This is a genomic window from Methanogenium sp. MK-MG (genome assembly GCF_009914725.1).
Taxonomy (GTDB): domain Archaea; phylum Halobacteriota; class Methanomicrobia; order Methanomicrobiales; family Methanomicrobiaceae; genus Methanogenium.
On the sequence record NZ_JAAAWJ010000019.1, the window covers coordinates 1 to 23010 of the forward strand.

General features: G+C 50.4%; 22 protein-coding genes. 6 read left to right on the top strand and 16 right to left on the bottom strand.

From position 1 onward, the window contains the following. Positions 1-128: 128 nt before the first annotated feature. From MKMG_RS04635 to MKMG_RS04655, 5 genes are all read right to left on the bottom strand, one after another. Positions 129-1217, bottom strand: a complete 1089-nt coding sequence (locus MKMG_RS04635; protein ID WP_165076194.1) for a radical SAM protein — start codon at positions 1215-1217, stop codon at positions 129-131. A 1-nt stretch (position 1218) separates the two neighbouring features. After that, positions 1219-2208, bottom strand: coding sequence for an ankyrin repeat domain-containing protein (locus MKMG_RS04640; RefSeq protein ID WP_165076197.1), 990 nt, complete (start codon positions 2206-2208; stop codon positions 1219-1221). A gap of 685 nt (positions 2209-2893) precedes the next feature. Next, on the bottom strand, positions 2894-3859 hold the full coding sequence (locus MKMG_RS04645) for a hypothetical protein (protein WP_165076200.1): 966 nt from the start codon (positions 3857-3859) through the stop codon (positions 2894-2896). 477 nt (positions 3860-4336) lie between these two features. Then, complete coding sequence (locus tag MKMG_RS04650) at positions 4337-5701, bottom strand: PFL family protein (protein ID WP_165076202.1); 1365 nt, start codon at positions 5699-5701, stop codon at positions 4337-4339. A gap of 11 nt (positions 5702-5712) precedes the next feature. Further along, complete coding sequence (locus MKMG_RS04655; RefSeq protein WP_165076203.1) at positions 5713-5985, bottom strand: ACT domain-containing protein; 273 nt, start codon at positions 5983-5985, stop codon at positions 5713-5715. A gap of 220 nt (positions 5986-6205) precedes the next feature. Here MKMG_RS04655 and MKMG_RS04660 point away from each other — a divergent pair, with 220 nt between their 5' ends. Next, complete coding sequence (locus tag MKMG_RS04660) at positions 6206-6904, top strand: tetratricopeptide repeat protein (protein ID WP_165076205.1); 699 nt, start codon at positions 6206-6208, stop codon at positions 6902-6904. Positions 6905-6993: 89 nt separating this feature from the next. Here MKMG_RS04660 and MKMG_RS04665 read toward each other — a convergent pair whose 3' ends face one another. Then, a complete protein-coding gene (locus MKMG_RS04665) occupies positions 6994-8058 on the bottom strand; it encodes a 6-bladed beta-propeller (RefSeq protein WP_165076207.1) in 1065 nt (354 codons plus the stop codon). Between the two features lie 332 nt (positions 8059-8390). Between MKMG_RS04665 and MKMG_RS04670 the strand changes: the two genes are divergently transcribed. Both MKMG_RS04670 and MKMG_RS04675 read left to right on the top strand, forming a co-directional pair. After that, positions 8391-9569, top strand: a complete 1179-nt coding sequence (locus MKMG_RS04670; RefSeq protein WP_165076208.1) for an AAA family ATPase — start codon at positions 8391-8393, stop codon at positions 9567-9569. Positions 9570-9572: 3 nt separating this feature from the next. Next, a complete protein-coding gene (locus MKMG_RS04675) occupies positions 9573-10130 on the top strand; it encodes a DUF4276 family protein (RefSeq protein WP_165076210.1) in 558 nt (185 codons plus the stop codon). Positions 10131-10368: 238 nt separating this feature from the next. On the opposite strand, the gene MKMG_RS04680 is transcribed toward MKMG_RS04675, so the two are convergent. From MKMG_RS04680 to scmD, 4 genes are all read right to left on the bottom strand, one after another. Further along, positions 10369-11013 carry a flavodoxin family protein gene (locus MKMG_RS04680; RefSeq protein WP_165076211.1) on the bottom strand — a complete coding sequence of 215 codons (645 nt, stop codon included), beginning with the start codon at positions 11011-11013 and terminating at the stop codon, positions 10369-10371. 235 nt (positions 11014-11248) lie between these two features. After that, entirely contained in the window at positions 11249-12355 is a 1107-nt protein-coding gene (scmF, locus tag MKMG_RS04685; protein ID WP_165076212.1) for a SynChlorMet cassette radical SAM/SPASM protein ScmF, read from the bottom strand. Further along, a complete protein-coding gene (gene scmE, locus MKMG_RS04690; protein WP_216842873.1) occupies positions 12352-13449 on the bottom strand; it encodes a SynChlorMet cassette radical SAM/SPASM protein ScmE in 1098 nt (365 codons plus the stop codon). Before scmE ends, scmF begins: the two co-directional genes overlap by 4 nt. A gap of 8 nt (positions 13450-13457) precedes the next feature. Continuing rightward, positions 13458-13745, bottom strand: a complete 288-nt coding sequence (scmD, locus tag MKMG_RS04695) for a SynChlorMet cassette protein ScmD (protein WP_165076214.1) — start codon at positions 13743-13745, stop codon at positions 13458-13460. A 496-nt stretch (positions 13746-14241) separates the two neighbouring features. On the opposite strand from scmD, the gene scmC reads away from it, so the two are divergent. From scmC to MKMG_RS04710, 3 genes are read left to right on the top strand one after another with little or no spacing between them, the layout of a single operon-like run. Next, positions 14242-15138, top strand: a complete 897-nt coding sequence (gene scmC / locus MKMG_RS04700) for a SynChlorMet cassette protein ScmC (protein ID WP_165076215.1) — start codon at positions 14242-14244, stop codon at positions 15136-15138. Continuing rightward, positions 15135-15743 (top strand): signal peptidase I, encoded by a 609-nt coding sequence (locus MKMG_RS04705; RefSeq protein ID WP_256366063.1) that lies wholly within the window; start codon positions 15135-15137, stop codon positions 15741-15743. Before scmC ends, MKMG_RS04705 begins: the two co-directional genes overlap by 4 nt. Then, on the top strand, positions 15740-16948 hold the full coding sequence (locus MKMG_RS04710) for a nucleotidyltransferase family protein (protein ID WP_165076218.1): 1209 nt from the start codon (positions 15740-15742) through the stop codon (positions 16946-16948). The genes MKMG_RS04705 and MKMG_RS04710 overlap by 4 nt, the downstream gene beginning before the upstream one ends. A gap of 33 nt (positions 16949-16981) precedes the next feature. Here MKMG_RS04710 and MKMG_RS04715 read toward each other — a convergent pair whose 3' ends face one another. From MKMG_RS04715 to MKMG_RS04740, 6 genes are all read right to left on the bottom strand, one after another. Further along, complete coding sequence (locus tag MKMG_RS04715; protein ID WP_165076219.1) at positions 16982-18787, bottom strand: ABC transporter ATP-binding protein; 1806 nt, start codon at positions 18785-18787, stop codon at positions 16982-16984. A 43-nt stretch (positions 18788-18830) separates the two neighbouring features. Continuing rightward, positions 18831-19418 carry a tetratricopeptide repeat protein gene (locus MKMG_RS04720; protein WP_165076221.1) on the bottom strand — a complete coding sequence of 196 codons (588 nt, stop codon included), beginning with the start codon at positions 19416-19418 and terminating at the stop codon, positions 18831-18833. Positions 19419-19686: 268 nt separating this feature from the next. Then, complete coding sequence (locus MKMG_RS04725; protein ID WP_254059086.1) at positions 19687-20364, bottom strand: hypothetical protein; 678 nt, start codon at positions 20362-20364, stop codon at positions 19687-19689. Between the two features lie 80 nt (positions 20365-20444). Continuing rightward, positions 20445-21245: a hypothetical protein gene (locus MKMG_RS04730; RefSeq protein WP_165076222.1), complete on the bottom strand. Its 801-nt coding sequence runs from the start codon at positions 21243-21245 to the stop codon at positions 20445-20447. Positions 21246-21637: 392 nt separating this feature from the next. After that, positions 21638-22189, bottom strand: a complete 552-nt coding sequence (locus MKMG_RS04735; RefSeq protein ID WP_165076224.1) for a hypothetical protein — start codon at positions 22187-22189, stop codon at positions 21638-21640. A gap of 66 nt (positions 22190-22255) precedes the next feature. Further along, on the bottom strand, positions 22256-22798 hold the full coding sequence (locus MKMG_RS04740; protein ID WP_165076225.1) for a YqhA family protein: 543 nt from the start codon (positions 22796-22798) through the stop codon (positions 22256-22258). Positions 22799-23010 lie beyond the last annotated feature (212 nt).

Here is a 23010-nt window from a genome sequence, read left to right on the forward strand (position 1 = left end):
GAGTCCTCCGGGAATTATTTCATCCATTAAGGAAGAACCATCAATTATTTTGAAGCAGTTGGAATAATGCTCAATCTCTCTGCACAATGATGTCTTTCCACATCCTGAAATGCCATAAACAGCGATAATCATGAATGTCCTCTCTCAATATTGGATAATTTAAAAGTTTGAAGAAATTCCTGGCGACTTTTGCAATTGGAACTGTTTGAGTTATATTCAAGAAGGCAGTCTCTGATACATTCCCTGGAAACAGGGCAGGACAAACATTCATTTCTGGAAATTATTTTGTTGTACATTTGTTTTTGGAGCTGCTCAATTTCCTGATCATACCTGCCAAGTAACCATTGAGATTTTCCAAACATTCTCCCGCAAGGGTAAACCTTCTTACCCAGATATATCAGAGAGTGAGTCCCTGCACCACAGCTACCTCCGAACATTGTGCAAACCTGATCGGGTACACCTAAAATATTCCGTTTATACGCTTCCAGGTTGCCTATTTCAATGTGATCAAGATTACGTTTTTTAAGGCTATTGGCAACTGCCAGAAGGAAATCATAATATTCCTTTTCTGAAATTGTATCTATTTGATCCGGAGCGTCAACCAGTCGGTCAAAGATAATCTTTTCAAACCTGTATTTAATAACAAAATCGAGAAAATCTTCAACATTTTCCAGAAGGTTTCTGCTCAGAGTAGTATTGATTGGCACATCAAATCCGGCCTCTCGTAAGACGGAAATTCCTTTCATTGTAGTATCAAAGGTCCCCTTTCCGTCACGGAAAACACGATATTTATTGTGCAGTTCTTTTGGACCATCAAGCGAAACACTGGGAAATATCCTGAGTTGGTTTAATTCTTCGGCTATTTTGGGAGTTATTAGGGAGCCATTTGTCACCATATATAATCTGATGCGTTCCTGACTTGGATGTTTATCCCAAAAATTTGATACTGCTTTTGCAATATCGTTCCAATTAAGGAGTGGTTCGCCACTTCCAACAAAATTAATTTTTATACTTTTTGAAAAATTATTTCGCTCATGATACGCAAAGGCCTGATTTAAAATAAATTCAATCTCTTCTGAGTGAAGAAAAGATTTGTTGGATATGTGATTTTCAGGATTGAAAAAATAACAATATTTGCATCGGTAATTACAACGACTGTTTACTGAAATACAGATTCTTTCCACCTGATCGATGGGAGATTTGGTTTCATATTTCATATTAGCTCTGTTCCTTTATCAGTTTTGAAATTTCATGATTCCCATTTACCTGAGCATGATCTAGTGCCGATTTTCCATCACGATCGCGTATCAGGAGGTCAATGGTTGATTGTTTGAGGAGGTATTCTGCAATCAGAGTGTGACCTTTTATAGCAGCTTTCATAAGAGGAGTAAATCCGTTCCCATCAGCCTGGTTAATGCTTATCTGAAACGTTTTAGATTCGAGAAGGTATTGAACAATATCAAACCGTCCATCCCATACAGCGATAAGCAATGCACTGTTTCCCTTATTTTTCCCATCTGAAAGAAGGTGTGGATTGGCACCATTTTCAAGCAGATATTGTACACCTTTTAGCCATCCTCTTTGGGCAGCGTGAGCATATGGAGGCATGGGGAACTTACTATGATCATAGTGGTTTAGATCACATTGAGGTAATGAAATCCAAAATTTCGTCTGATTAAATTGTTTTTTACGGATAAAATGGATCAAAGGAGTCAGATTATCCGCTGTGGTAAAATTAGGATTCACAGAATGGGTCTGAAGGAAGATATTTGCCTCATCTAAACGTCCGTTTTTTACTAAATTAAACAGATTCTGATCATCTTCTGTTGGAATATCACTCGATTGCATCATTTCTTTTTGAAATGAAGTCAAACTAATGCATGAAACACCCGCAGATCTGGCAAATACCTGTAATCCTTCATCATCTGAAACAATGACAATCGGATCATTTTGAGATGATTCTTTTGCTTCATTGATTATTTTCCCATCATTGTTGCAGTCTTTTTTGTAGTGGGGCTTCTTGAGCACATAAATATTATATTGATTTATGTGTTTAATCGATAGCTGAGCGTTTTCCTGATGTTCCGGTATCTTTTTCCGGTAGTCGAGTTCGCTAAGAACCGTTGGCGATACAACAACATCATGGCGATAATCTCTGATTAGAGCCGGATTTCTTAAAAGAACATTAGTATCAAATAGGTATTTCATATATATGATCCTTATTCAGAATTGACATCCATACAAATTTTCTTTTTAACAGATGATATCCAGTATAATAATCAATTGAGGATAGTATATGCATGAATCGTTTTTTAATGATGGTTTATTTATGATGAACCGAGATCTAGGTTTTGTATAAATCCTCTGAGAAAAAAAGACCACAAAAGAGAAAAACATGATCTATACTGGAGGTCACCTCCTTTACCTGGCAGAATGATGATTTCGCTTCAATTTTGCTGGCTTATCGGACGCACTCATCCTCCGTTTCTCAGACTGTGGTATGCAGGTTATTTTCTGGAGTGGGGCACCCGGATGTGCTGTTCACCTCTGCAGGCGGGAGTCTACGATTCTTGTTACTTTGGAAAACCTCCGGCATCTGACTAAGCAACACTTAAATAATCCCCAAATCGGACCGGATACCGGAAAAACGCATCCACACAGAAGCACGGAGCAGGCTGTTCTCACCCGGAGATAACCCATTCCTCTCAAAACACCTGCCAATGGCGCCCGCTCAATGGTCTGCAATAATCGGTTATTTGAGCAAATATGAGGTATTATATTCGTATTTTTCTGGTAGTAAATATGAGCCGGAAATACGTATGTTCTGACCTGAAATATCCCTGCAAAGAGGTTCACAGAGGGTGAAAAATCGGGAAAGATTGGATTCAGGCTCTTATGGGAACTTGGCTGCGGCCTTCACTGCGAGATCCTCAAGCAGTTCATAATCCGGATCCGGTCCAACTGTCAAAAACATCTCATATACATTGTACTTTGAAAAGCTGATCACGTAGTGATAATGATCCTCTGCTGCACCCGGATCACGTCCGATCAGTTTGAATGCCGCAGCGTTTTCCCCAATTGCAGGAGGGGTGAGCACTTCATTTCTTCCGACGGAATATGTCACATAATCGGAATCCACCATCTTCGTGGCGTTTCCTTCCGGGAACATGACAACTCTCTGGGACAGGAGTAATGTTCCCACCTGTGGATTTGGATCTATGGAAAAATATTCCGCGAATCCCATTTGCGCTCCGTATTTTTTCATGTTCGGAAGCATGTCAGCATCCATCATCAGCGCATATCTGGGTGGGGCATAATCCGCAGGAAGGTCTTCTTGTTGTATGAGCAGGCTGCTCATACCCCAGTCAGGAGTATCCGATGCAGCAGAACCGGTTGCCTGCGGTGTAGTGATTGCCGGTGATGCGGTTACCGGTGGTGCAGGGGTCTCCGGGATGCCATCCGTGAGTCCTGCTGCCGGAGATACCGGGCCTGTTATCATGATCACCGCCATCATGATGATAATAAAAACATACATGGATGCCGGCACCCAGAACAGCCTGCTCTTCCGGGTGAATCCCACCTCGCCTTTGTTGATCTTGTCCGCCGTTTTATAGGCATTGTATATCGAATGTCCCAGTATCCCGATCACAACCAAGGTGGACAGCACTACCAATGCAGCACCTGCCCAGAATGAAACGGAAAAAAGAGGTAATGCAAGCAGCGTAGCGAGCACCGCTGAAACCATGTATGCTCCGATATAGAGTATGCCGTCCTTCGTTTTTCCGTTATACCACTGGCCCCATCCGATCCATAATAAACTGCAGATGGCGGCTATCAACGGATTGCGGATTTTTCTCACGTCAGGTGAGGATACCGCGGTAGTGTATGTGGGTGGGGACTGTTGTGATGATACTGTCCTTTGCGGCCGGAGATGATTCGGGCCTCCACAATGCGGACATGCAGGCAGAGTATCGTCGAAAGAAAAATCACAATAGGGGCATTTTGTTGTGGACGACATGAATATACTATGTGATCTATAAATCCACTTTACCTAATGTGACTGTTGATTTGATTTTTTAAATATCAGATCTTTATACCTTGATATTTCGCTGTATGCAATGTTTCCGGCAGTAATGGGATCGGCTCTCTTCTCTCTGTTGATTATAGTGGCGAACGTTTCTTTTTGAACTAATAGTAAATGCAATTAAGCGTTTAATATCGTTTAATTTCAAAAATAAACGTTTGGCATCATATGGAGAATGCCAGATATTCTTAGAAGTCTGGTTTTTGACTATATTTGTACCGGTGCCATTCAGCAGCACCGGTATCCTCTTGTTCAGTTCTTAAAACTATGAATCGGTGCGGGAATTCTGCCGCCACGGTTGATGAATGCCTCACAGCCAAATGGATTGACCCGCTGAACTGGTGCATACCCCAGCAGTCCGCCGAACTCTACGGTGTCACCGACATCCTTCCCTATAACAGGGATCAGACGAACAGCAGTGGTCTTCTGATTGATCATGCCGATGGCCGCTTCATCGGCGATGATGCCGGAGATGGTGGCAGCAGACGTGTTGCCGGGGATGGCAATCATATCCAGACCGACCGAGCAGACGCAGGTCATCGCCTCCAGTTTTTCAATCGTCAGGGCGCCACGGTTGACCGCATCGATCATACCCTGATCCTCACTGACGGGGAGGAAGGCGCCACTGAGTCCGCCGACAAACGAGCTCGCCATCACCCCTCCTTTTTTTACCTGATCATTAAGGAGGGCAAGAGCCGCCGTTGTGCCCGGAGCACCCACCGACTCAAGGCCCATCTCCTCTAAAATTTCTGCCACACTATCGCCCACGGAAGGAGTTGGTGCCAGAGAGAGATCAACAATACCAAACGGAATGCCCAGCCGTTCTGAAGCTTCCTGTGCGACAAGCTGTCCGGCACGGGTCACCTTGAATGCCGTCTTCTTCACCGTCTCACAGAGCACTTCAAAGTTCTCGCCCCGGACTCCCTCAAGGGCACGCTTCACCACACCCGGACCGCTGACGCCCACATTGATGACCGCATCCCCTTCGGTCACGCCATGAAAGGCCCCGGCCATGAACGGATTATCATCAGGAGCGTTGCAGAAGACGACCAGTTTTGCACAGCCCAGAGAGCTGTTCTCTCTGGTGGCCTCTGCCGTTTCCTTCACTGTTTCTCCCATCAGTTTTACGGCATCCATGTTGATTCCGGTCTTGGTGGAGCCGATATTTACCGAACTGCATACCCTTTCTGTAGAAGAGAGGGCCATGGGAATGGAACGAATGAGATGTTCGTCAGTCTTCGTCATGCCCTTGGAGACGAGAGCAGAGTAGCCTCCCAGAAAATTCACCTCTGTCTTTTTGGCGGCTTTATCCAGGGTCATGGCAATGGTGACAAAATCCTCAGGAGACGAGCAGGCCCGTCCTCCGACAAGTGCAATGGGGGTGACAGAGATGCGTTTGTTTACTATTGGGATGCCATATTCAACTTCAATGTCCCTGCCGACGGAGACGAGATCTTTTGCTACGCGGGTTATCTTATCGTATATGTTCTGGTTTAAGGTATCCAGATCAGAGTCACAGCAGTCCAGCAGGCTGATGCCCATCGTAATAGTGCGGACATCCAGCTTTTCCTGCTCGATCATCTTGTTTGTCTCATTTACCTCAAATATATTGATCATCAGAATTCCTCTCAGATACGGTGCATTTTATTAAAAATATCTTCATGCTGGCATCTGATCTTTACACCGATTTCATCGCCGATATGCTCCAATTCACGTACCATCTCACCAAAAGATTTGGAAGAACTATTGGCATCAACGATCATCATCATGTTAAAATAGCCCTGTACAATGGTCTGGGAAATATCTTCGACATTGATCTGATTGTCTGCCAGGTATGTGCATAATGTTGCGATAATGCCGACTGCATCTTTTCCTACGACAGTAATGATGGTTTTTTTCATGGTCTGTCTCATCCCTATCATATTATTGGCATTTTAGGGATTAATAACGTCACATAAAGGACAGCCTGTACTGAAATGATCTCCTGTCCGGTATCCTGAATGGTTTTCAGATATGCCTGCGTTTCGGGGAACATCCGGGAGAATATGTTCGCCGGTTGTAAATAGAAATTGTACGCATTGCAGGAAGTAAAATAATGATTGTGGAGAAAGAAAGAGTATAATGGAAAAATCCGAAAATAAATGTGCAGGTGACTGGATTGCCGAGGGAGATGTGCTGAAAAATATGGAACGATATGAGGAGGCAGTTGAGGCATACGATCAGGCGATCGCATCTGATCCGGATAATGCCTCTGCCTGGTATCAGAAAGGCTGCGCCCTTGATGAACTGCACCGCTACGGGGAGGCAGTTCAGGCATATAGCCGGTCACTGGAAATGAATCCGGATGACATATCGGCATGGCATTCCTTAGGGGTTGCCCTCATGAATCTGGAACAGTATGAAGAGGCAGTTGAAGCCTTTGACCTGGCACTCGCCCTTGATTCGACGCTCGCTTCTGCCTGGTATCACAAAGGATATGTCCTTGGTGAACTGGAGCAGTATGAAGAGGCAGTCAGATCGTATTGCCAGGCACTTGAATGTGATCCGGATGACATCATTTCATGGGTGAACCTGGGAACCGCCCTCAATAATCTGGGACGCCATGAGGAGGCAGTTGATGCCAGTGAACTTTCTCTTGCTCTTGATCCCGATGACGCCGCTGCCTGGAACACCAAAGGGGATGCCCTGATGGGTCTGGAGAATTATAAGGAGGCGCTTCAGGCATATAACCGGGTGCTGGCAATTGACCCCGAGCATGGCCATGCATGGTACAACAAAGGGCTTGCACTGAGTAAGCTTCGCCGGTGTGACTGCTGCTGAAAGAGGCAAAAATACGGCGAAGACCGGTATGGGCGGGTGGTCCGCCGTCACCGGTGCCCGTTTGGTATGGCAATATCTCATATTATTTTTTATTCCCGTCTGACAGGCGGGAATACGCCGAAAAGTATTGCTGCAATCATGATTCCCGGTATGACGAAGAGGACTGAAACCGGGGATGTGGTGGGAGGAGGAACCCTGCCGGGATGCGTGGCGTTCCCGGAAGAATCCGGGAGGGGATTTGACCTTTCGAATGTCTGGATGCGGTTATTGTTGGTGTCGGCAACGTAGATGGTGCCGGAACGGTCAACAGCAATTCCCAGTGGCGTGGTAAATTCCCCCTGTCCTGAACCATTTTGTCCCCACTGTGTGAGAAAGGTGCCATCGGAGGTGAACACCAGGACGCGGCCGCCGTTATATATGTCTGTCACGTAGACATGACCGGAATCGTCAACCGCAACGCCATGGGGCAACGAATATAATTCCCCGATGCCTGAACCAATTGCCTGCCACTTCGTGAGATAGGTGCCATTGGATGCGAACTTTTTGATCTGGTCATTGCCGGTGTCAGCGACGTAGACATTGCCGGAACCATCGACGGCAACCCCGGATGGCGCATCCAGCTTTCCGTCGCCGAACCATTCCGAACCCCACTCGGTAAGAAACGTGCCGTCGGATGTGAACGTCTGGATGCGGTGATTGCCGGTGTCAGCAACATAGACGGTACCGGAACCATCAACGGCAACAGCAGATGGCGCATCAAACTGCCCGTTGCCCGAACCCTTCGATCCCCACTGTCCAAGAAACATGCCGTCAGACGTGAACGTCGTGATGCGGTGAAAATTTGAGTCGGCAACATAGACGGTGCCGGATGCGTCAACGGCAACGTCATATGGTAACGACTGGAATTCCCCGATGCCTGAACCAATTGATTGCCACTTCGTAACAAACGTGCCGTTGGATGTGAACTTCTGGATGCGGTGATTGTTGGTATCGGCAACGTAGACATTGCCGGAAGTATCAACGGCAACCCCGAATGGCGTGTCAAATTCTCCGTCTCCTGAACCCTCCGTTCCCCAGGACGTGATATATTCATACTCCCCGCTGTCCTGTGCTGTCGCCACTCCGCTGAAAGTGAGCAGGAATATGACCAGCAATCCCGTCAAAAATATTCTGTTACCCGATATCAAAATTTATCCCCCCTGTTTTGACCGATCCCGGCATTGATGCGGATGAGTCGTTGTTGAGTCTCTTCCGGACAAGTGCTTAAATATGCCTCTTGATCTGTGTTTCGTGTCTTTGTTCACCTATCTTACCTGTTTCTTCAGCTATCCGGGTTTATTTGAGTAATTCAGTGATATCAGAGTCACCCATAATACATTCAAAATTTCATTGTCCGTTACTTTGTCATTAGCAGATTTTCGGATGGTATGATTTAAGAAAAATAAAGAAAGAGTATTGAATACCATCCGGGGAGGCAGACGGGAATATGAAGATAAAATCTATACGGCTGAAGAATTTCAAGGCATTTCAGGACGCTGAGATGACTGACATTCCGAATTTCTGCGTCATCGTGGGGGCGAACGCTACCGGAAAAAGCACCATATTCAGTGTATTCGGTTTTTTAAAGGATGCACTCGCAGGGAATGTCAATGCCGCCCTCTCGAAACTCGGCGGGAGCAGGGGATTTCAGGAAGTCAGGAGCAGAAACGCCGAAGGGCCGATAGAAATTGAGATAAAATTCAGGGAATCGCCGGAAAAACCGCTGACAACATATTTCCTGCAGATCAATGAGAAAAACGGCCGGGCATATGTGGAGAATGAAATTCTCAAATACCGCAGGGGCAGCAGGGGTAAACCCTGGCATTTTCTCGAATTTTCGAACGGAAAGGGAAATGCCGTCACCAATGAACTCGATGAGACTACTGATGTAGGTGACCTGCAAAGAGAAGAGCAGATCTTAAAATCCAATGATATCCTTGCCATCAAAGGTCTTGCTCAGTTCGAACGGTTTCCGGCAGTTGTCTCCCTCGGGAACTTAATTGAAAACTGGCATGTATCCGACTTCCACATAAGCAGAGCCCGCCCGGAACAGGAAGCAGGATACGCGGAACATCTCTCCACCGAAGGGGAGAACCTCTCAATTGTTATACAGTATCTCTACCGGAACCACCCCGAAACGTTTGAAAATATCATTGGCCTGTTGCGAAACCGCATTCCCGGAATAACAACCGTCGAATCGAAAACAACCGAAGAAGGGCGTGTGCTGCTGAAATTTCAGGACGGCTCGTTTGAAGACCCGTTCCTCGCCCGGTATGTATCTGACGGCACCATCAGGATGCTGGCATATCTGGTTCTCCTGTATGATCCAAACCCGCACCCGCTTCTTTGTGTTGAAGAACCTGAAAACCAGTTGTATCCCAAACTCCTCTGGGAACTTGCCGAAGAGTTCAGGAGCTATGCCAACCGTGGCGGGCAGGTATTTGTCTCAACTCACTCCCCTGATTTTCTGAATGCTGCACGGGTTGAGGAGGTATTCTGGCTGGAGAAATCAGATGGCTATACAAAGATAATGCGTGCAAAGGACGATGAACAGATCGTGGCCTACATGGAAGAAGGTGATCAGATGGGATATCTCTGGAGACAGGGCTTCATTGGTGAGATGTAGGTCATGATACAGACTTTGGTCTTTTTTCTCGAAGAGCCCTCAGCACGCGAAATGCTGAAAGGTGTTCTCCCTTCCATAATTCCGGATGAGATTCAGGTACGCTACATCGAATTTCAGGGGAAACAGGATCTTGAAAAACAACTGGTAAAAAAGCTCAGGGGATGGAAGACTCCCGACACGTTCTTTGTAATCATGCGGGATCAGGACAACGGCAACTGCATGGAGATTAAGCAAAACCTGTTACAAAAATGCAGGGACGCACATCAGGACAATACTCTCGTCTGGATCGCATGCACCGAACTGGAGACGTTCTATCTTGGGGATTTGCTGGCAGTGGAACAGGGACTGAACATTCCCGGTCTCTCTAAAAAACAACACGACCGAAAATTCCAGAACCCTGATCAGCTGATGAGCCCGTCCGAAGATCTCAGAAAAATTACGAAGGACAAATATCAGAAGATGAGCGGTTCACGGGCAATCGGTCCTCATCTTCGTAGTGACGGTTCTAACCTCTCATGCAGTTTCAATGTGCTGATGAGAGGAATCCGGGATATATTTTGAACTGTGCAGCAGGGAATCTGAAAGCGGTGGTGGCGAAAATTCCGGTGGAATTGCCCGGACACCTTCTGTGCAATTAGCGGATGAGTCATTCCCTGTTTTGTATGTTTTTCCGGCCTCATGTCTCTCCTCATCGTTCATCTCATCAAACGATGCCTCACGCTGAGATTTGATGCATTACGCAGGGGGCAGGTCACACACACATTGCAGAAGGGGGAGAGCAGGGGCAAACTCCCCTGTGTTATCGCTTCTCAACGAACCGTGCCCCCATCCGGAACGCCGCCTCACAGTCCTGCGGAAAGACCTCCGCACGCCGCTTTGCCTTTGCCTCCGGGTCAAAGACACTGCTCTCATACAGTGAATAATCACTGAACTGACAGGTGTCACACGAGAGCAGTGACTCCGCATGGCCGAATACCGCCCGCAGATAGTATTCATTCAGCTCCACCCTGCTCTGCAGGCCCGCGTCTGTCAGCTGGTCCTCCCGCATGTTCATCGTGTAGACAAACCCGGCCCTGACATCCTTCGGGAAGATGTTCGGCCCGTCGGTGTAGGTGAGGTAGGGGAAGAGGAGGCGTTCCAGACAGTTGCGCATGAGGCCGGTCTCCGCACCCAGATAGATGGGTGTGCCGAGGATGACTGCATCCGCCTCCTCCGCCTCAGCAAGAAGCGGTGTTAAGTCATCGTCAATGGCGCACCTCCCGTAACTCTCCCCGCCCAGCCGTTTGCAGGCATAACAGCTCGTGCATCCGGAATAGTTCAGATCTGCCAGGTGGATGAGCCGTGCCTCTGCCCCCGCAGATTTCGCACCCTCGCAGGCATGTTCGAGCAGCGTTGCCGTATTCCACGCTTTGCGCGGACTTCCGTTGATTGCCAGCAGTTTCATTATCCTCTCCTGTATGCCAGCAGATGTCTGTGCAACGCAATTACTGTTTCCCCATAATCCGGAATGACTCTGTTTTTCCCGCAGATCTGAATAATATGGGGTATTCTGGCTCTCTGCTGTCTATTGAACGGCAGAGCCGGGGCCCGGCATCTCACGCCTCTCCCCATCGGTGCTCCTGTCTGATTGGATGTTCTGATATCTCCCTGCAGGATTGACATAATAAACTGATGAACCGTCAGCCGGTTCCCGGAATCAGTCTGCTTTCAGGAAAGAGACCCATCTTTTCTGCCTCTGTACAGAACCAGTACGGGGCCCACAGGCTGCCGGAACGATAGTAGTTCTGTGCGAGACAAGAGCCCTGACATATATGTTTCATGACGCATCTGGCGCAGACGCCCTCCAGTTTCCGGGGAAGACCTGCGCGAATATCGTTCAGCACCGTGCTGTTTTGCCAGACATCCTCCAGACGATCTGTTTTGGCATTCCCAAAGACCATGTCGGGCGTCGTCTCGCCAATGCCGCACAGGGCATAGGAGCCGTCGCCGAGGACGCCGATAATACTCCTGATATTGCATGTCCCGCAACTCCCATTGTTTCCCGTTCCGAACATCCGGCTCAGGGGGTGGAATGCATGGGGCAGAGAAAAGACCAGTCTCAAATTCGTTGTCTTTGCGAGAGTGTCCTCAACCCGTTTCCCCAGATCAATAAGTTCCGGTATGGAGAGGGTCTGGCCGTCGGTGTGCATGGTCTCGCCCCGTGCGGTGGGCTGCACGATATTGTATTTGACCGAACCGGCACCCAGTGACTCCGCCAGCCGGATCATCTCTTCAATTTGACTAACATTGTGCCTCATCACGCTCATGATGACCTGCGGTCTGAGGCCCGCATCCGCAAGCATCGTCACCGCCCGGCAGGAGGCATCGAAACATCCGGGAACACCCCGCACCCATTCATGGGTCTCTGCATCGATGCCGTCAAGGCTCACCGATACGAACGGGTTTTTGCAGGCTGCAATCCGTGCGGCGTTTTCTTCGGTAATGAGCGTGCCGTTTGTCTCGACAATAAGGCGGTAGTCGCTCTCTTTCAGATATGCCAGGATATCATCAATCTGTGGATGAATGAAGGGTTCTCCCCCGGTCAGTTTGACGGTCTGAAGACCGAGGGGGGCGGCCTGTTCGACGATGGAGATGAACTGGTCCAGTGGCAGATATTCGCTGGCGACACCCGTATGTTTATATTTTGGCGATATCCAGCAGTGGCGGCAGGCAAGGTTGCACTCCGGTGTCAGGTAGAAGTATATGGTGGAGAGGGAACAGGGTGTTGCATCTTCTTTGTCACTCATGGCAATCCCTCGGGCAGGCGTCCGCCGTCTTCAAGGAACTTCTTCAGGCAGGCGTCAGGGCTTGGGCCATAGATGTCTCCGGTAAGGGTATAGGAGAGGGCGGGGCAGCCTCCCCGGCAGTAGGGCAGGTATTCACAATTATTACACTCATCAAACGAAGAGAGCGGGATGGCCCGTCTCTCCCGGAGTCGCTTCAGGTCGGGATGTCTCTGCCAGACATTCGTCAGACTGTCGGTATTGATTGTGCCGAGTTCCATGTGGGGCAGTTGACTGCACGGGATGATTGCCCCGTCTGCCCTGACTGCGATTGTGGAGTACGGGCCGCCGCATGATGTCAACAGACCGCATCCGTCTTTAAATCCGGGCATGCCTGCCTGCCGCTGTTGTTCCATATCTCTCCACGTTCCGGCTTCAGCCAGAGGCCCTGCCGTTGCAGAGATTCTGCCGTTATATTCTTGATGCAACCGGAGCAGGGTCTCCATGGCATACGTGCGGTCTGCTGTGGTCAGCTGCACCTGTGCCGTGTTTGACCGGCACATTCCCATGTAGGAGGCGGCATTGGTTGAGAAGGACGGCAGACCCAGTTCATCAAGGAGGAAGGCTGCCAGTGCATCCAGGTCATGGACATTGTGGTGGTGCAGGGTCGCCCGCACCGGCACGGAGAGGTGGTGCTCCCGCAGGATGCTGATGCCTTCGACCGCCTTGTCAAAGGTTCCGCTGCCCCGGCAGGAGTCGTGAGTTTCAGGATGCGAACCGTCGACGGAGACCTGCACGCCGTCGCAGCGTCCGGTCGAGGCGAGGTATGCGGCCATCTCGTCCGTGATCAGCGTCCCGTTCGAGAGGATGTTAAAACGCATGCGGTTTGCAACGATGGCGTCGATGATCTCAGGGAGATCCTGGTGCACAAAGGCCTCCCCTCCCGAGATCGTGACGTTCAGCACTGCGCAGTCGCCCATCTCCTCAATAAAACGGATCCATTCTTCTGTGGGCAGGTCATGGCCGACATCACCGGCACTGGTGAAATGGCTGCAGTATGTACATCTCAGGTTGCAGCGGTTTGTGATCGCAAGGTCAACAGACTTTGGTGTCTTCATCACCCGCATCATATCTGTTCCGCTTCATACCCTGCGTAGCCTTTCTCTATCAGTGCATCCAGAAATGCACGGATCTCTTCCGGTGCGGTCTCCGGCACGTCTTCAAAGACCGAGCCTACATCATCAACGAGCCGGGAATAATCCTGTGACCCGATTAGCTGTTTCCAGACATAGGCACCGACAGGATTGATGCCGTAGGATTCACTGGTATCGGGGTCAAAGAGCAGGGCCCAGTCGTCAAACTCCTCACGGAATACAATTGAAGGGTTTGCAACAGGCAACGGGTCATGAGCCATATTGTGCGATCATGTGGCTTTTATTATATGTGCATTTCGATGTTGTAGCGCATGCATTATATATTATTGAGGTCGTGTGCCCTCGTCCCGTCCCGCACCGTCTCCGAAAAGCACCTGTTCTTCCAAGGCATATGCTCTGCCCATCAGGATTTTTCTGGTGAGTCTGGGCGATGAAATGGCGAAACAAGATTTTTCCGGTGCCGAATGACTTATCTGAACGGATCAAAAAAATGTGCACCTGCCCTCATCCTCATCTGATCAGAGTGGCGAAGATATTATATATTGGTCTGTTGATGTAATCGCTGATGGAAAAAATCGTATATGAAAAACCGGAACTGATTGACTTTCAGGCTGAGAATAGAGGGTTCGGGGCTGATTGTGGCGGAGGAATTTGTGCCGGTACATCCTGTAATCCTTACGGATGCGATGCTTCCGCAGTATGTAATACAGTGGGGAATATTGCTAAAAGCTGTCTGAGTGGTAATTCAACAGGATAGTGACCCGTTTAACCCTGAAGCCGCATCCTGCCGTAACCAGTTCTGCCATGTCACACAACCGATATCAGATCACCCTTGCGAACGGTGAGGGCTGGCTCCTCTCTTCAGTGCCGGAACTCTCCTCATGGCTGGACAGATTCGCCCGGATCATGGGTCTTGAGCCCTGCACGGCTCCGTCTGTCTGTCACCATCTGCACTTTGCCACACAAAAGCCGCCCGCAGACTGGAAATATGACGACCTCCGGTCAGTAACGTTCTGGTATCATCCGGAAAAAAATGATATTCACTGTGAGATGGAACCGCCTGATGACGTAACGGATGTGCTCGCTCACATAAAAATGTCGCAGTCGCTCTTTTTTATATTTAATTCTGCACTCCTGCATGGCGGTATGCCGCTTCACGCCGCATTGCTGGAGTATGAGGGAAAGGCCGTTGCCATTGCCGCACCGGGTGGCACCGGAAAGACGACCTGTGCCGGGAGGGTGCCTGCGCCCTGGAGAGCACTGGCGGATGATCTCTGTCTGGTGGTCCCGGACCCGTCTGGTGGCTATGCCATCCACCCGCTGCCGACATGGAGCCGGTTCTTCTATGGGGAGCCCTGTGACGACCGCTGGACGGTTGAGCAGAACGTGCTGCTCCATGGCATCTTCTTTCTTGAACAGGCAGAGTCCGACGGGGTTGTGCCGGTGGGCACCGGTGAGGCGGCAGCGGGGATTGCCGGTGCTGCCGACCAGATGATGCGGATCTTCTATCGTCGTATGGAGACTGACCGGGGCCGGGCACTGCGCCGGCAGGTCTTTGAGAATGCCTGTGGCATGGCGGGGAGTATGCCCGCATATAAACTCCGGGCGACGCTGGACGGCCGGTTCTGGGAAGAGATAGAGGCCGTGCTGTGAGAGAAAAAATCTCCATCAGGTATGTCGGGCCGAGTATGCATCCGACATTTAAATCCGGCGATATGCTGGCATACACCCCGGTGCTGTTATCCGAACTTATGAAAGGGGATGTCATCGTCTTCATGTCCCCACAGGAATCGATACAGGTGATCCATCGTGTAGCTGCAGTGGAGCAGGGAAATATACGGACCCGCGGTGACAACAATAGCAGAGCTGACCCGTATGTCCTGACCCAGGCGGACATACGGGGGAAAATCGTTTCGGGAACGCGGGGGAAACAGCAGTTACGGGTGTATCACGGAACGAGGGGGAGGATGCAGGCGGTATATCATGGGAAGACCAAATCCCTGCAAAGAGGGCTCATTATATTCGTAAAACCATTATACTCATTTTTATCCGAACACCGGATCATCAGCAGATGGACCAGCGGCCGGCTCAGGGTCCGGGTCGCAGCATATGAACGGCCCGCGGGCAGGGAAGAGTATGCCACCATCTGCGGTAGGACTGTTGCACACCGTCCGGCCGGAAGCGATGAATGGAAAATATACCCGCCGTACCGGATGGTTATTGATTGTGGGGCATTGCCTGCCTCCGAGGCAGAATGAGTTCTGATAATATCGTTACACAGGCCCGCGAGCTTCACGAGAGCTGCCGTCTTGCGGGCAGTGTGGAGAACGAGCTGCTGACCCTTCCCGACCCGATGATCACCTGGCTGGTGATGGTGCTGCGGCAAGAATCCTCTCCGGCCCCGGACGCTTCTGCAGAGGAGTGGGAGAGGCTGTTGCAGTATCTCCGGTCACACTGGATCAGCCCTGCCCTCTACTGGCATATCCGGCAGCTGCCCGATGAGTGCCGTCCGCCGGATCAGGTCATGAACACCCTGCATCATCTGTGGCTGCATGCAGAGATACAGACCATCCGGGCGGGTCGGCAGATTAAACAGGTGGTTGAGGCACTGGAGGCAGCAGGCATTCCGGTGCTGCTGCTCAAAGGCCCGGCTCTTGCACGAACCGTGTACCCGTCCCCTGCCATGCGGCAGGGCAGCGATATTGATCTGCTGATTCGCTATGAGGATATGAAACGTTGTGAAGGCATCATGGCAGCGCTGGGGTATGCGTGCCCGGCAAAGACGGCAGAACAGTCACCTCATAGTGCCCACCACCAGAACTTTTACCCCGCAGCGGAAGGGGGGCCGTTTGTGATTGAGATGCACTGGAGACTTGACTGTGGATTCGGGCTGGCTCCAAAGAATCTGGTGGCTGATATATTCTGTCGTTCGATCCGGGTCACATCGGATGATGTCACCTTCTCGACTCTGTCTGTCGAAGACCATCTCCTCTACCAGTCCTTCCACATGGCCTGCCAGCACTGCAGCGCTACCCGCCTGAGCTGGATCTGTGATATCGCACTTCTGTCCCGACAGGTCCCGGATGTTGTTGGATGGGAGCGACTGCTGCCCCTGAGTGTGGAACGCAACTGCCGTCTCTCTCTTGAATCGGCCGTTTCAATGGCAGAGTTCTGGACCGGGCTCTCCCTTCCGCCGGAGGTTCAGGACACCGCCCTCTGGCCAAAACCAAGTCTGACCGAGGAAAGAGCATGGGCTCTCGCAATGAGACGGTCCGGGTCGATTCCCGCATCAGTCCGGCTCTCCCTTCGTGGCATACCCGATACCCGCGGTAAAATGAAATATCTATACAGGTTTGTCTTCCCGCATGCCGATACGATGCATACATACTCCCATGGAAACGGACGGCTGCGCCTGCCGCTGGCGTATGTCAGGCGCTGGATGCTGGTGTTTCAGTATATCTGAGCTGGAAGCCTGACGGGAAACGGGCACATCTATTCACTCCTTCTGAACCATTCCATCCGTAATGGTGTAGACACGGTCGGCAATCCCCAGAAGGGATGGCCGGTGGGAAATAAGAATGGATGTCCGGGATGCGGAGAGGTCCTTAAGGACAGGAATGATGGCCTGCTCAGTTCGTTCATCCAGTGCAGAGGTGGGTTCGTCCATGATGAGGATCGGGACATCCTTCAGGAACGCCCGTGCGATGGAGATGCGCTGCCGCTGGCCTACGGATAGCCGGGTGCCCCGTTCGCCGACCATCGTCTCATACCCCTCGCTGAGTGCCAGAATCTCGTCATGAATCTGTGCCTTCTGTGTCGCCGCAATCACCTCCGCATCGGTGGCATCCGGTCTGCTGTATAGAATATTTTCCCGTACCGTTGTGTTGAACAGAAAGAGATCCTGGGAAACAACCGAGATCTGCTCCCTGAGCCACGTCGTGTTTAGGGTGGTAATATCCCTCCCGTCAAGCAGAATCGTTCCTTCATCCGGGTGGTAGAGACGCAGAATCAGACTGGTCAGTGTGGTCTTTCCCGCACCCGTTCTCCCGGAAATGGCACAAATTTCCCCACGCCGCAGGCTGAGGGAGATATGGGAAAGCACCGGTGTCCTCTCCTGATATGAAAAAGAGACGTCAGAAAACGTGATGGCCCCGTCCACGCTCTCGGGAATGATTCCTGTGGTATCATCCGCCTCGGGTGCAAGCCTGAACAGCTCCTGAATCCGTTCGGCCGAGGTGAACGCCGGCTGCAGGAGGATGGGAAAGGATAAGAGCGAATTCATCGCTCCCGAGAAGGTGGCGATATAGGCGGTGTAGGCCACAAAATCCCCCACCGTCATGCTGCCTGAAAGAACGGCGTTTCCCCCGAACCAGAGGACAGCAAGCATAATAAGGGACTGCGTGCCGAACCTGACCTGCTGGGAGAGACTGTTCAGCATGGTATTTCTGATGCGGGTGTCAATGGCTGCATAGAGGGATGATGAAAAGCGCTGGTATTCACGACGCTCTGCGGTGTGGACCTTGACACTCTCAATGCCTGAGATGATCTCCTGGAGATCCTTTGATATGTCGGCCCGCCGCTCACGCTCCTCATATGTCACCGCCCGGATATATCTGGCAAAAAAGAAATTACCCACCAAAAAGAGGGGGGCCAGCAGGATCACAAGGCATGTCAGCCTGGTGTTGAGGGCGAAGAGAATGCCGACCGACATGACGATATAGGTAATATTCGAGAGCATCTGGGGGAGAAACTGTGAAAAAACATATTCCAGAACATGCACATCATCGGTCAGTCGTGACATGATATAGCCGGTCTGACGGGAACGAAAGTACGTGATGGGAAACCGGAGCACATGACCGAATAGATCGGTCTGGAGATGAAAGGTATAGGCTTCCCTGAAACGGACGGTCACATAGCTCTTAAAAATCTGAAACACAACGGTGAGGACGCCAAGCAGGAGCAGCGCGATAATGAACGCGGTAAGTGAGTAAAAGACCCATGATATCTGTTCGGCAATCCATGCCGGAAGGAGGGCCGTCAGTTCCTCAATGACACCCGCAGGGTCTTTGCCAAGAAAGATATAATCGATCAGAATCTTTGTCGTCAGAGGATAGAGCACCTTTACTGCACTGAGCAGTATGCTGAAGAGAATGCAGAGAATGCCGAGCTTCATGACCGGTCGCAGATACTTCAGAAAGAACGAGAGATCCCGGGAGTCGAGACGAGTGACCTCTCTCTGTGGAAGGCGGAAGAGTCCGCGGACAAATCTGAATGCATCCCTGACTATCTCCGGCGCCTTCATACCATGCCTCTGTCCACCGGTGGCACATGCGTGTAGGAAATTGTCATCGTCGCAGCAAACGTTCCCGTCTGATGATATAGATGCCCAGCAATCCAAATGTAAGAGCCATATAAATCGGTATCATATTCCTGAAAATAACACTGATAGGCCATTTATCTGTCCAGGGGATCTGGTATTGCGGGTCAAGCTCTTCTGCACGCAGAAAACATGCCTCTGCTTCCTGTGTCCTGCCCAGACCGGAGAGAGATTTGCCTTTGTAGTACCATGCTCTGGCATAGGTGGGATCAACTTCAAGCGCTTTGTCAAAATGTGGGAGTGCCCGTTCATCTTCCCCCATATATGAGATGATGTATCCACAGACGTAATAGCTCCAGTTCGTATGCAGATAGGTCTCGGAAGCATCGTCTATCAGCCGGACTGCAGAATCGGTCCTGCCTTTATCATGCAAATCCAGTGCCTTTTCAATCTCTGAAAAAAAGAATTCCTCCTCAAGATCATCTGATGCACTACCATTCCCGCAGCAGAGCAGGAATATGAGCAGAACCACAACGAAGTGTCCGTGTATGGCAGGCGGGTTCATCACGAGGACCTCTCTGTAGCGACTACATTTGTCTGCGTCTCTTTCATGCAAACACCTGCGGGTAGAAATGTATTATTTATATATAATGACTTCTCCCGTTTTCGCGTGAAATGCGTATTTACCGACTGGTTCAGACAACCAAAAGTAATGGTACATTCATTGACATGAAATGTCAGAAATTGCGGTAAAATGTCCTATGACGGTCTTTTAAGGGTTATTCCCCTGTCTCCGTCCGTCTCCCGATCACCTTTCACTGCCGGTCGGTGAAACGGGGAAATACGGCAGACGGTGCTGCGCTAAAAAGAAAAGATAAGTGGTGTTACTCTCTTCGTGAGAGAGCAAAGGCACCGAGAGCTGCCAGTCCGAAGATCCCTGCAATCGGGAATGGGCTCTGTGTCGGTTCGGTCGGCATTGCGGTCACCGGTATCATCACAAGGTCAGCGGAGAGCTGGACAATTTCGCCTGCTGCCGGGTAATCGGTTATTTTTCCGGTGTAGGTGGTGTATCCGGGCATCTCCACCCTGTAGGTGGTGTAGGGGGTGCCGGTTACGTAGATGTCAACCGTAAGACTGCTGTCCTCACCGGTTGTGCCCTTGAAGTCATTGTCAAAGTAGACGTTTGCCCCGACGACATTGGTCGTGATCTTGTAATAACCCATGTCGCCGCCGATGAGCTGTGGCTCCATGTTTGCGGAGAGCTGAACTATTTCGCCTGCTGCCGGGTACTTGGTTATTTTGCCGGAGTAGGTCTCATATCCCTGCTTCTCCACGGTGTAGGTGGTGTATGGGGTGCCGGTTACATAGACGTCAACCGTAAGGCTGCCGTCCTCGCCGGTTGTGCCCTTGAAGTCATTGTCAAAGGTGACGTCTGCTCCGTCGATACCTGCATTTACCTGGTAATATCCGACATCTCCACCGATTGTTTCTCCTCCCATTGCAGCCGCCATTGAAACAAGAAGTGCGGCTGAAAGAAGAACTGCAAAAGTTTTTCGCATCATGGCGGAGTGTTTCCTTGCCAATATACTTATTCTTGGTGGTTCCGGGCCGGTAGTGGAATAATTGGTCCTCCCTCTCTCCGTCAGCTACTGTATAGCACCAGAAGGTACGGGAGTATCATGGCGATGCTGCAGAGAATGAAGAGATGATTGATTCTTACATCATTGGTTTTGAGTCTGAGGTCCACCAGTGATACGATGATAATTCCTGCGAAAAATCCTGTGACATGGGCAGGTCCGTTCACAAGACTCCCGTCAGGGGTGGTAAGCCCTCCTGTTGAGAGTCCGTAGGTCAGTACAAGGACGACGCCAGCCATGATCAGGAATAACGTCACGATATCTCCGGGCGGATACGGCTGTGATGATTCGTCTCCGGACGGCGGGGTATGTACGTCAGGCATGACCCAGCATACGAATGCATAGAGTCCGAGGGCAGCATAGGCATAGGCAATCGCAGAGAATCCCTGGGAATGAAGTCCCTGCCCAAGGGCTGCTGAGAGGTGCAGGGTCATTGCAGACGTGATGAAAGGAACGACAACAAGAATGATCACGGACGCATCATGCAGCAGTTTCGGGTTGGTGCAGAAGACGAAGATCATCATCAGGGCAAGAAGGTATAACCCGATATTGTTCGCGATATGGCTGATGTCTGAGTGGGTATATGAACTCAGTATGATGGCCGGCCAGTGTGGTGCGGTGGTATCGAGGATGAAGTATGCGTATTTCACATCCGGAGAGAGGCACCCGATCACGATCAGTATGAGGGGGATGATGGCAACATACATGAGCCAGGCTGCGGGTGTCCACGATCTCAGATTGCGCTGAATCGTTTCCGTCTTTGATTGCAGGTGGGTGATTATTTTCTGTCTGACTGATGGTTCCATCGGCAACGTCTGCAGTGCCCATGTATGTGGGATGCAGTGCATCCGGATCGGTGCAGAGACATTTCACTGTTTTGGCGGGGTGCTCGTGGTGAGGCGGTCTCTGCACTATTTTTTCACCCTCTTTGAATCATCGTTTTGGGAAAATGGCGGGCAAAACGGGCGTATTTTCTGCTCATTTTTACTGCCGGAAAAACACCGCTGTAATGCCTTTTATTTGCTGAAAATACGGTTAATTGCGGACTATTGAGCGGCCGCTATTGGCGGATATTTTGGGAGGACCTACGGGTTGTCTCCGGTTGAGAAAGGGCCGCTCCGGCCCTCTGTGTGGATGCGTTTTTTTGGATTTAATGCCATTTTGGGGATTATTTAAGCGTTGCTCAACCGGATGCCGTTTACTCCGCTGTTATCTCCCCCCGTTTCTCGTCCCTTCTCCGCTGCACCATACAGGCGAAGATGAAGAACTCTGCCCCGAGGACGATGTGCACGCCTACCATGATGGCAAAAGATATGAGGTACATAACAGCCGGGGAGAAAGCGGGTGCACCGGCGCTGAGAAATGCGGTGATGTTCAGAACCCGGATGAGCCCAGCGGTTGCTGCCGCACAGAAGAGTGCGGCAATCACGGTCAGAATGCCTGCATACGGGGTGTAGTCTTCCTGTTCTTCAAGAATGAAGATTGGTGTCAGGATGACAAGCGGCCCTGAGACGATGAGAATAATCCTGGCAAAGAGCGTGGCAGGCCCCATCCCGTAAATATTCCCCATCGCAGCAAAGCTGACTGCCCCGGCAATCGCACATGAAAGGGAAATGCCTGCCTTCACCCATCCCCCCGAAGGGATGCGGGAGAGGGCCGCATAGAGGATGGCACCAATGACGGCCGTTGTCAGGCCCTGCATGAGCACCGGAAAGACGAGGACAAACGCAGGGGATGAGGCAGAGATCATTACAGAATGATCAGTATGGCATCACTTCAGTCTTTTGGCCTGGCCGGAATTAAAAAAAAGGATCAGTCAGGCATGTTTCCCGAGGAAGTACACACCCACACAGATCACACAGATGGAGATTGCCATTGCAAGCATGTCATAGGCAGTGGAAAACTCCATTGAGAGAATCCGCTGGAAGAAATTCACGATGAGGACCATGATGATCACCTTCACGATCTTGTTTTTGAGGTCATCGAGGCTTTTTATCTCAAGGATATTGGCGAACTCCCCTTCTTCATGGGCGATATCAATCTTGGAGATGAAGAGTTCATAGGTGCCGAAGGTGAAGATCAACAGTACAAGGGCGATCAGGTAGAAGTCAATCGCGCCGATGATTGCAATCAGAATCTCTTCGTGGCCGACGTGTATGTCAGATGGGAAGATGAAATCGATGAGCGTGTTATAGATCTCGAGTGAGCCTGCCACAAAGAGTGCAATGGCCGAGAGTGCCCCGAAGAGGACACCCAGAAGCACGATATACCGGATGCTCCAGAGGCCTTTTTCAAATTTATCTTCAATCGGGTGCAGTTCCTTTCCTCCCGTCTGTCCGGGTGTATCTGTATTTTTCATTATTTTTTAGCCTCTTATATTCAGGTAGTGGAGATGACGGGCATGCTCTGCCGTGCGGGTGCTGCAGAAAACTGTTACCCGTATCTCCTGTCGCATGTACTTGGTCGGTATTGCACAAATATTATCCCGGCCGGGAGTGGTATGCCCCGGTCATATTGCTGAGGGATGTGTGGCAGGCCGCCTTGCGGGGATGAATGCAACCTGTTTCGCCG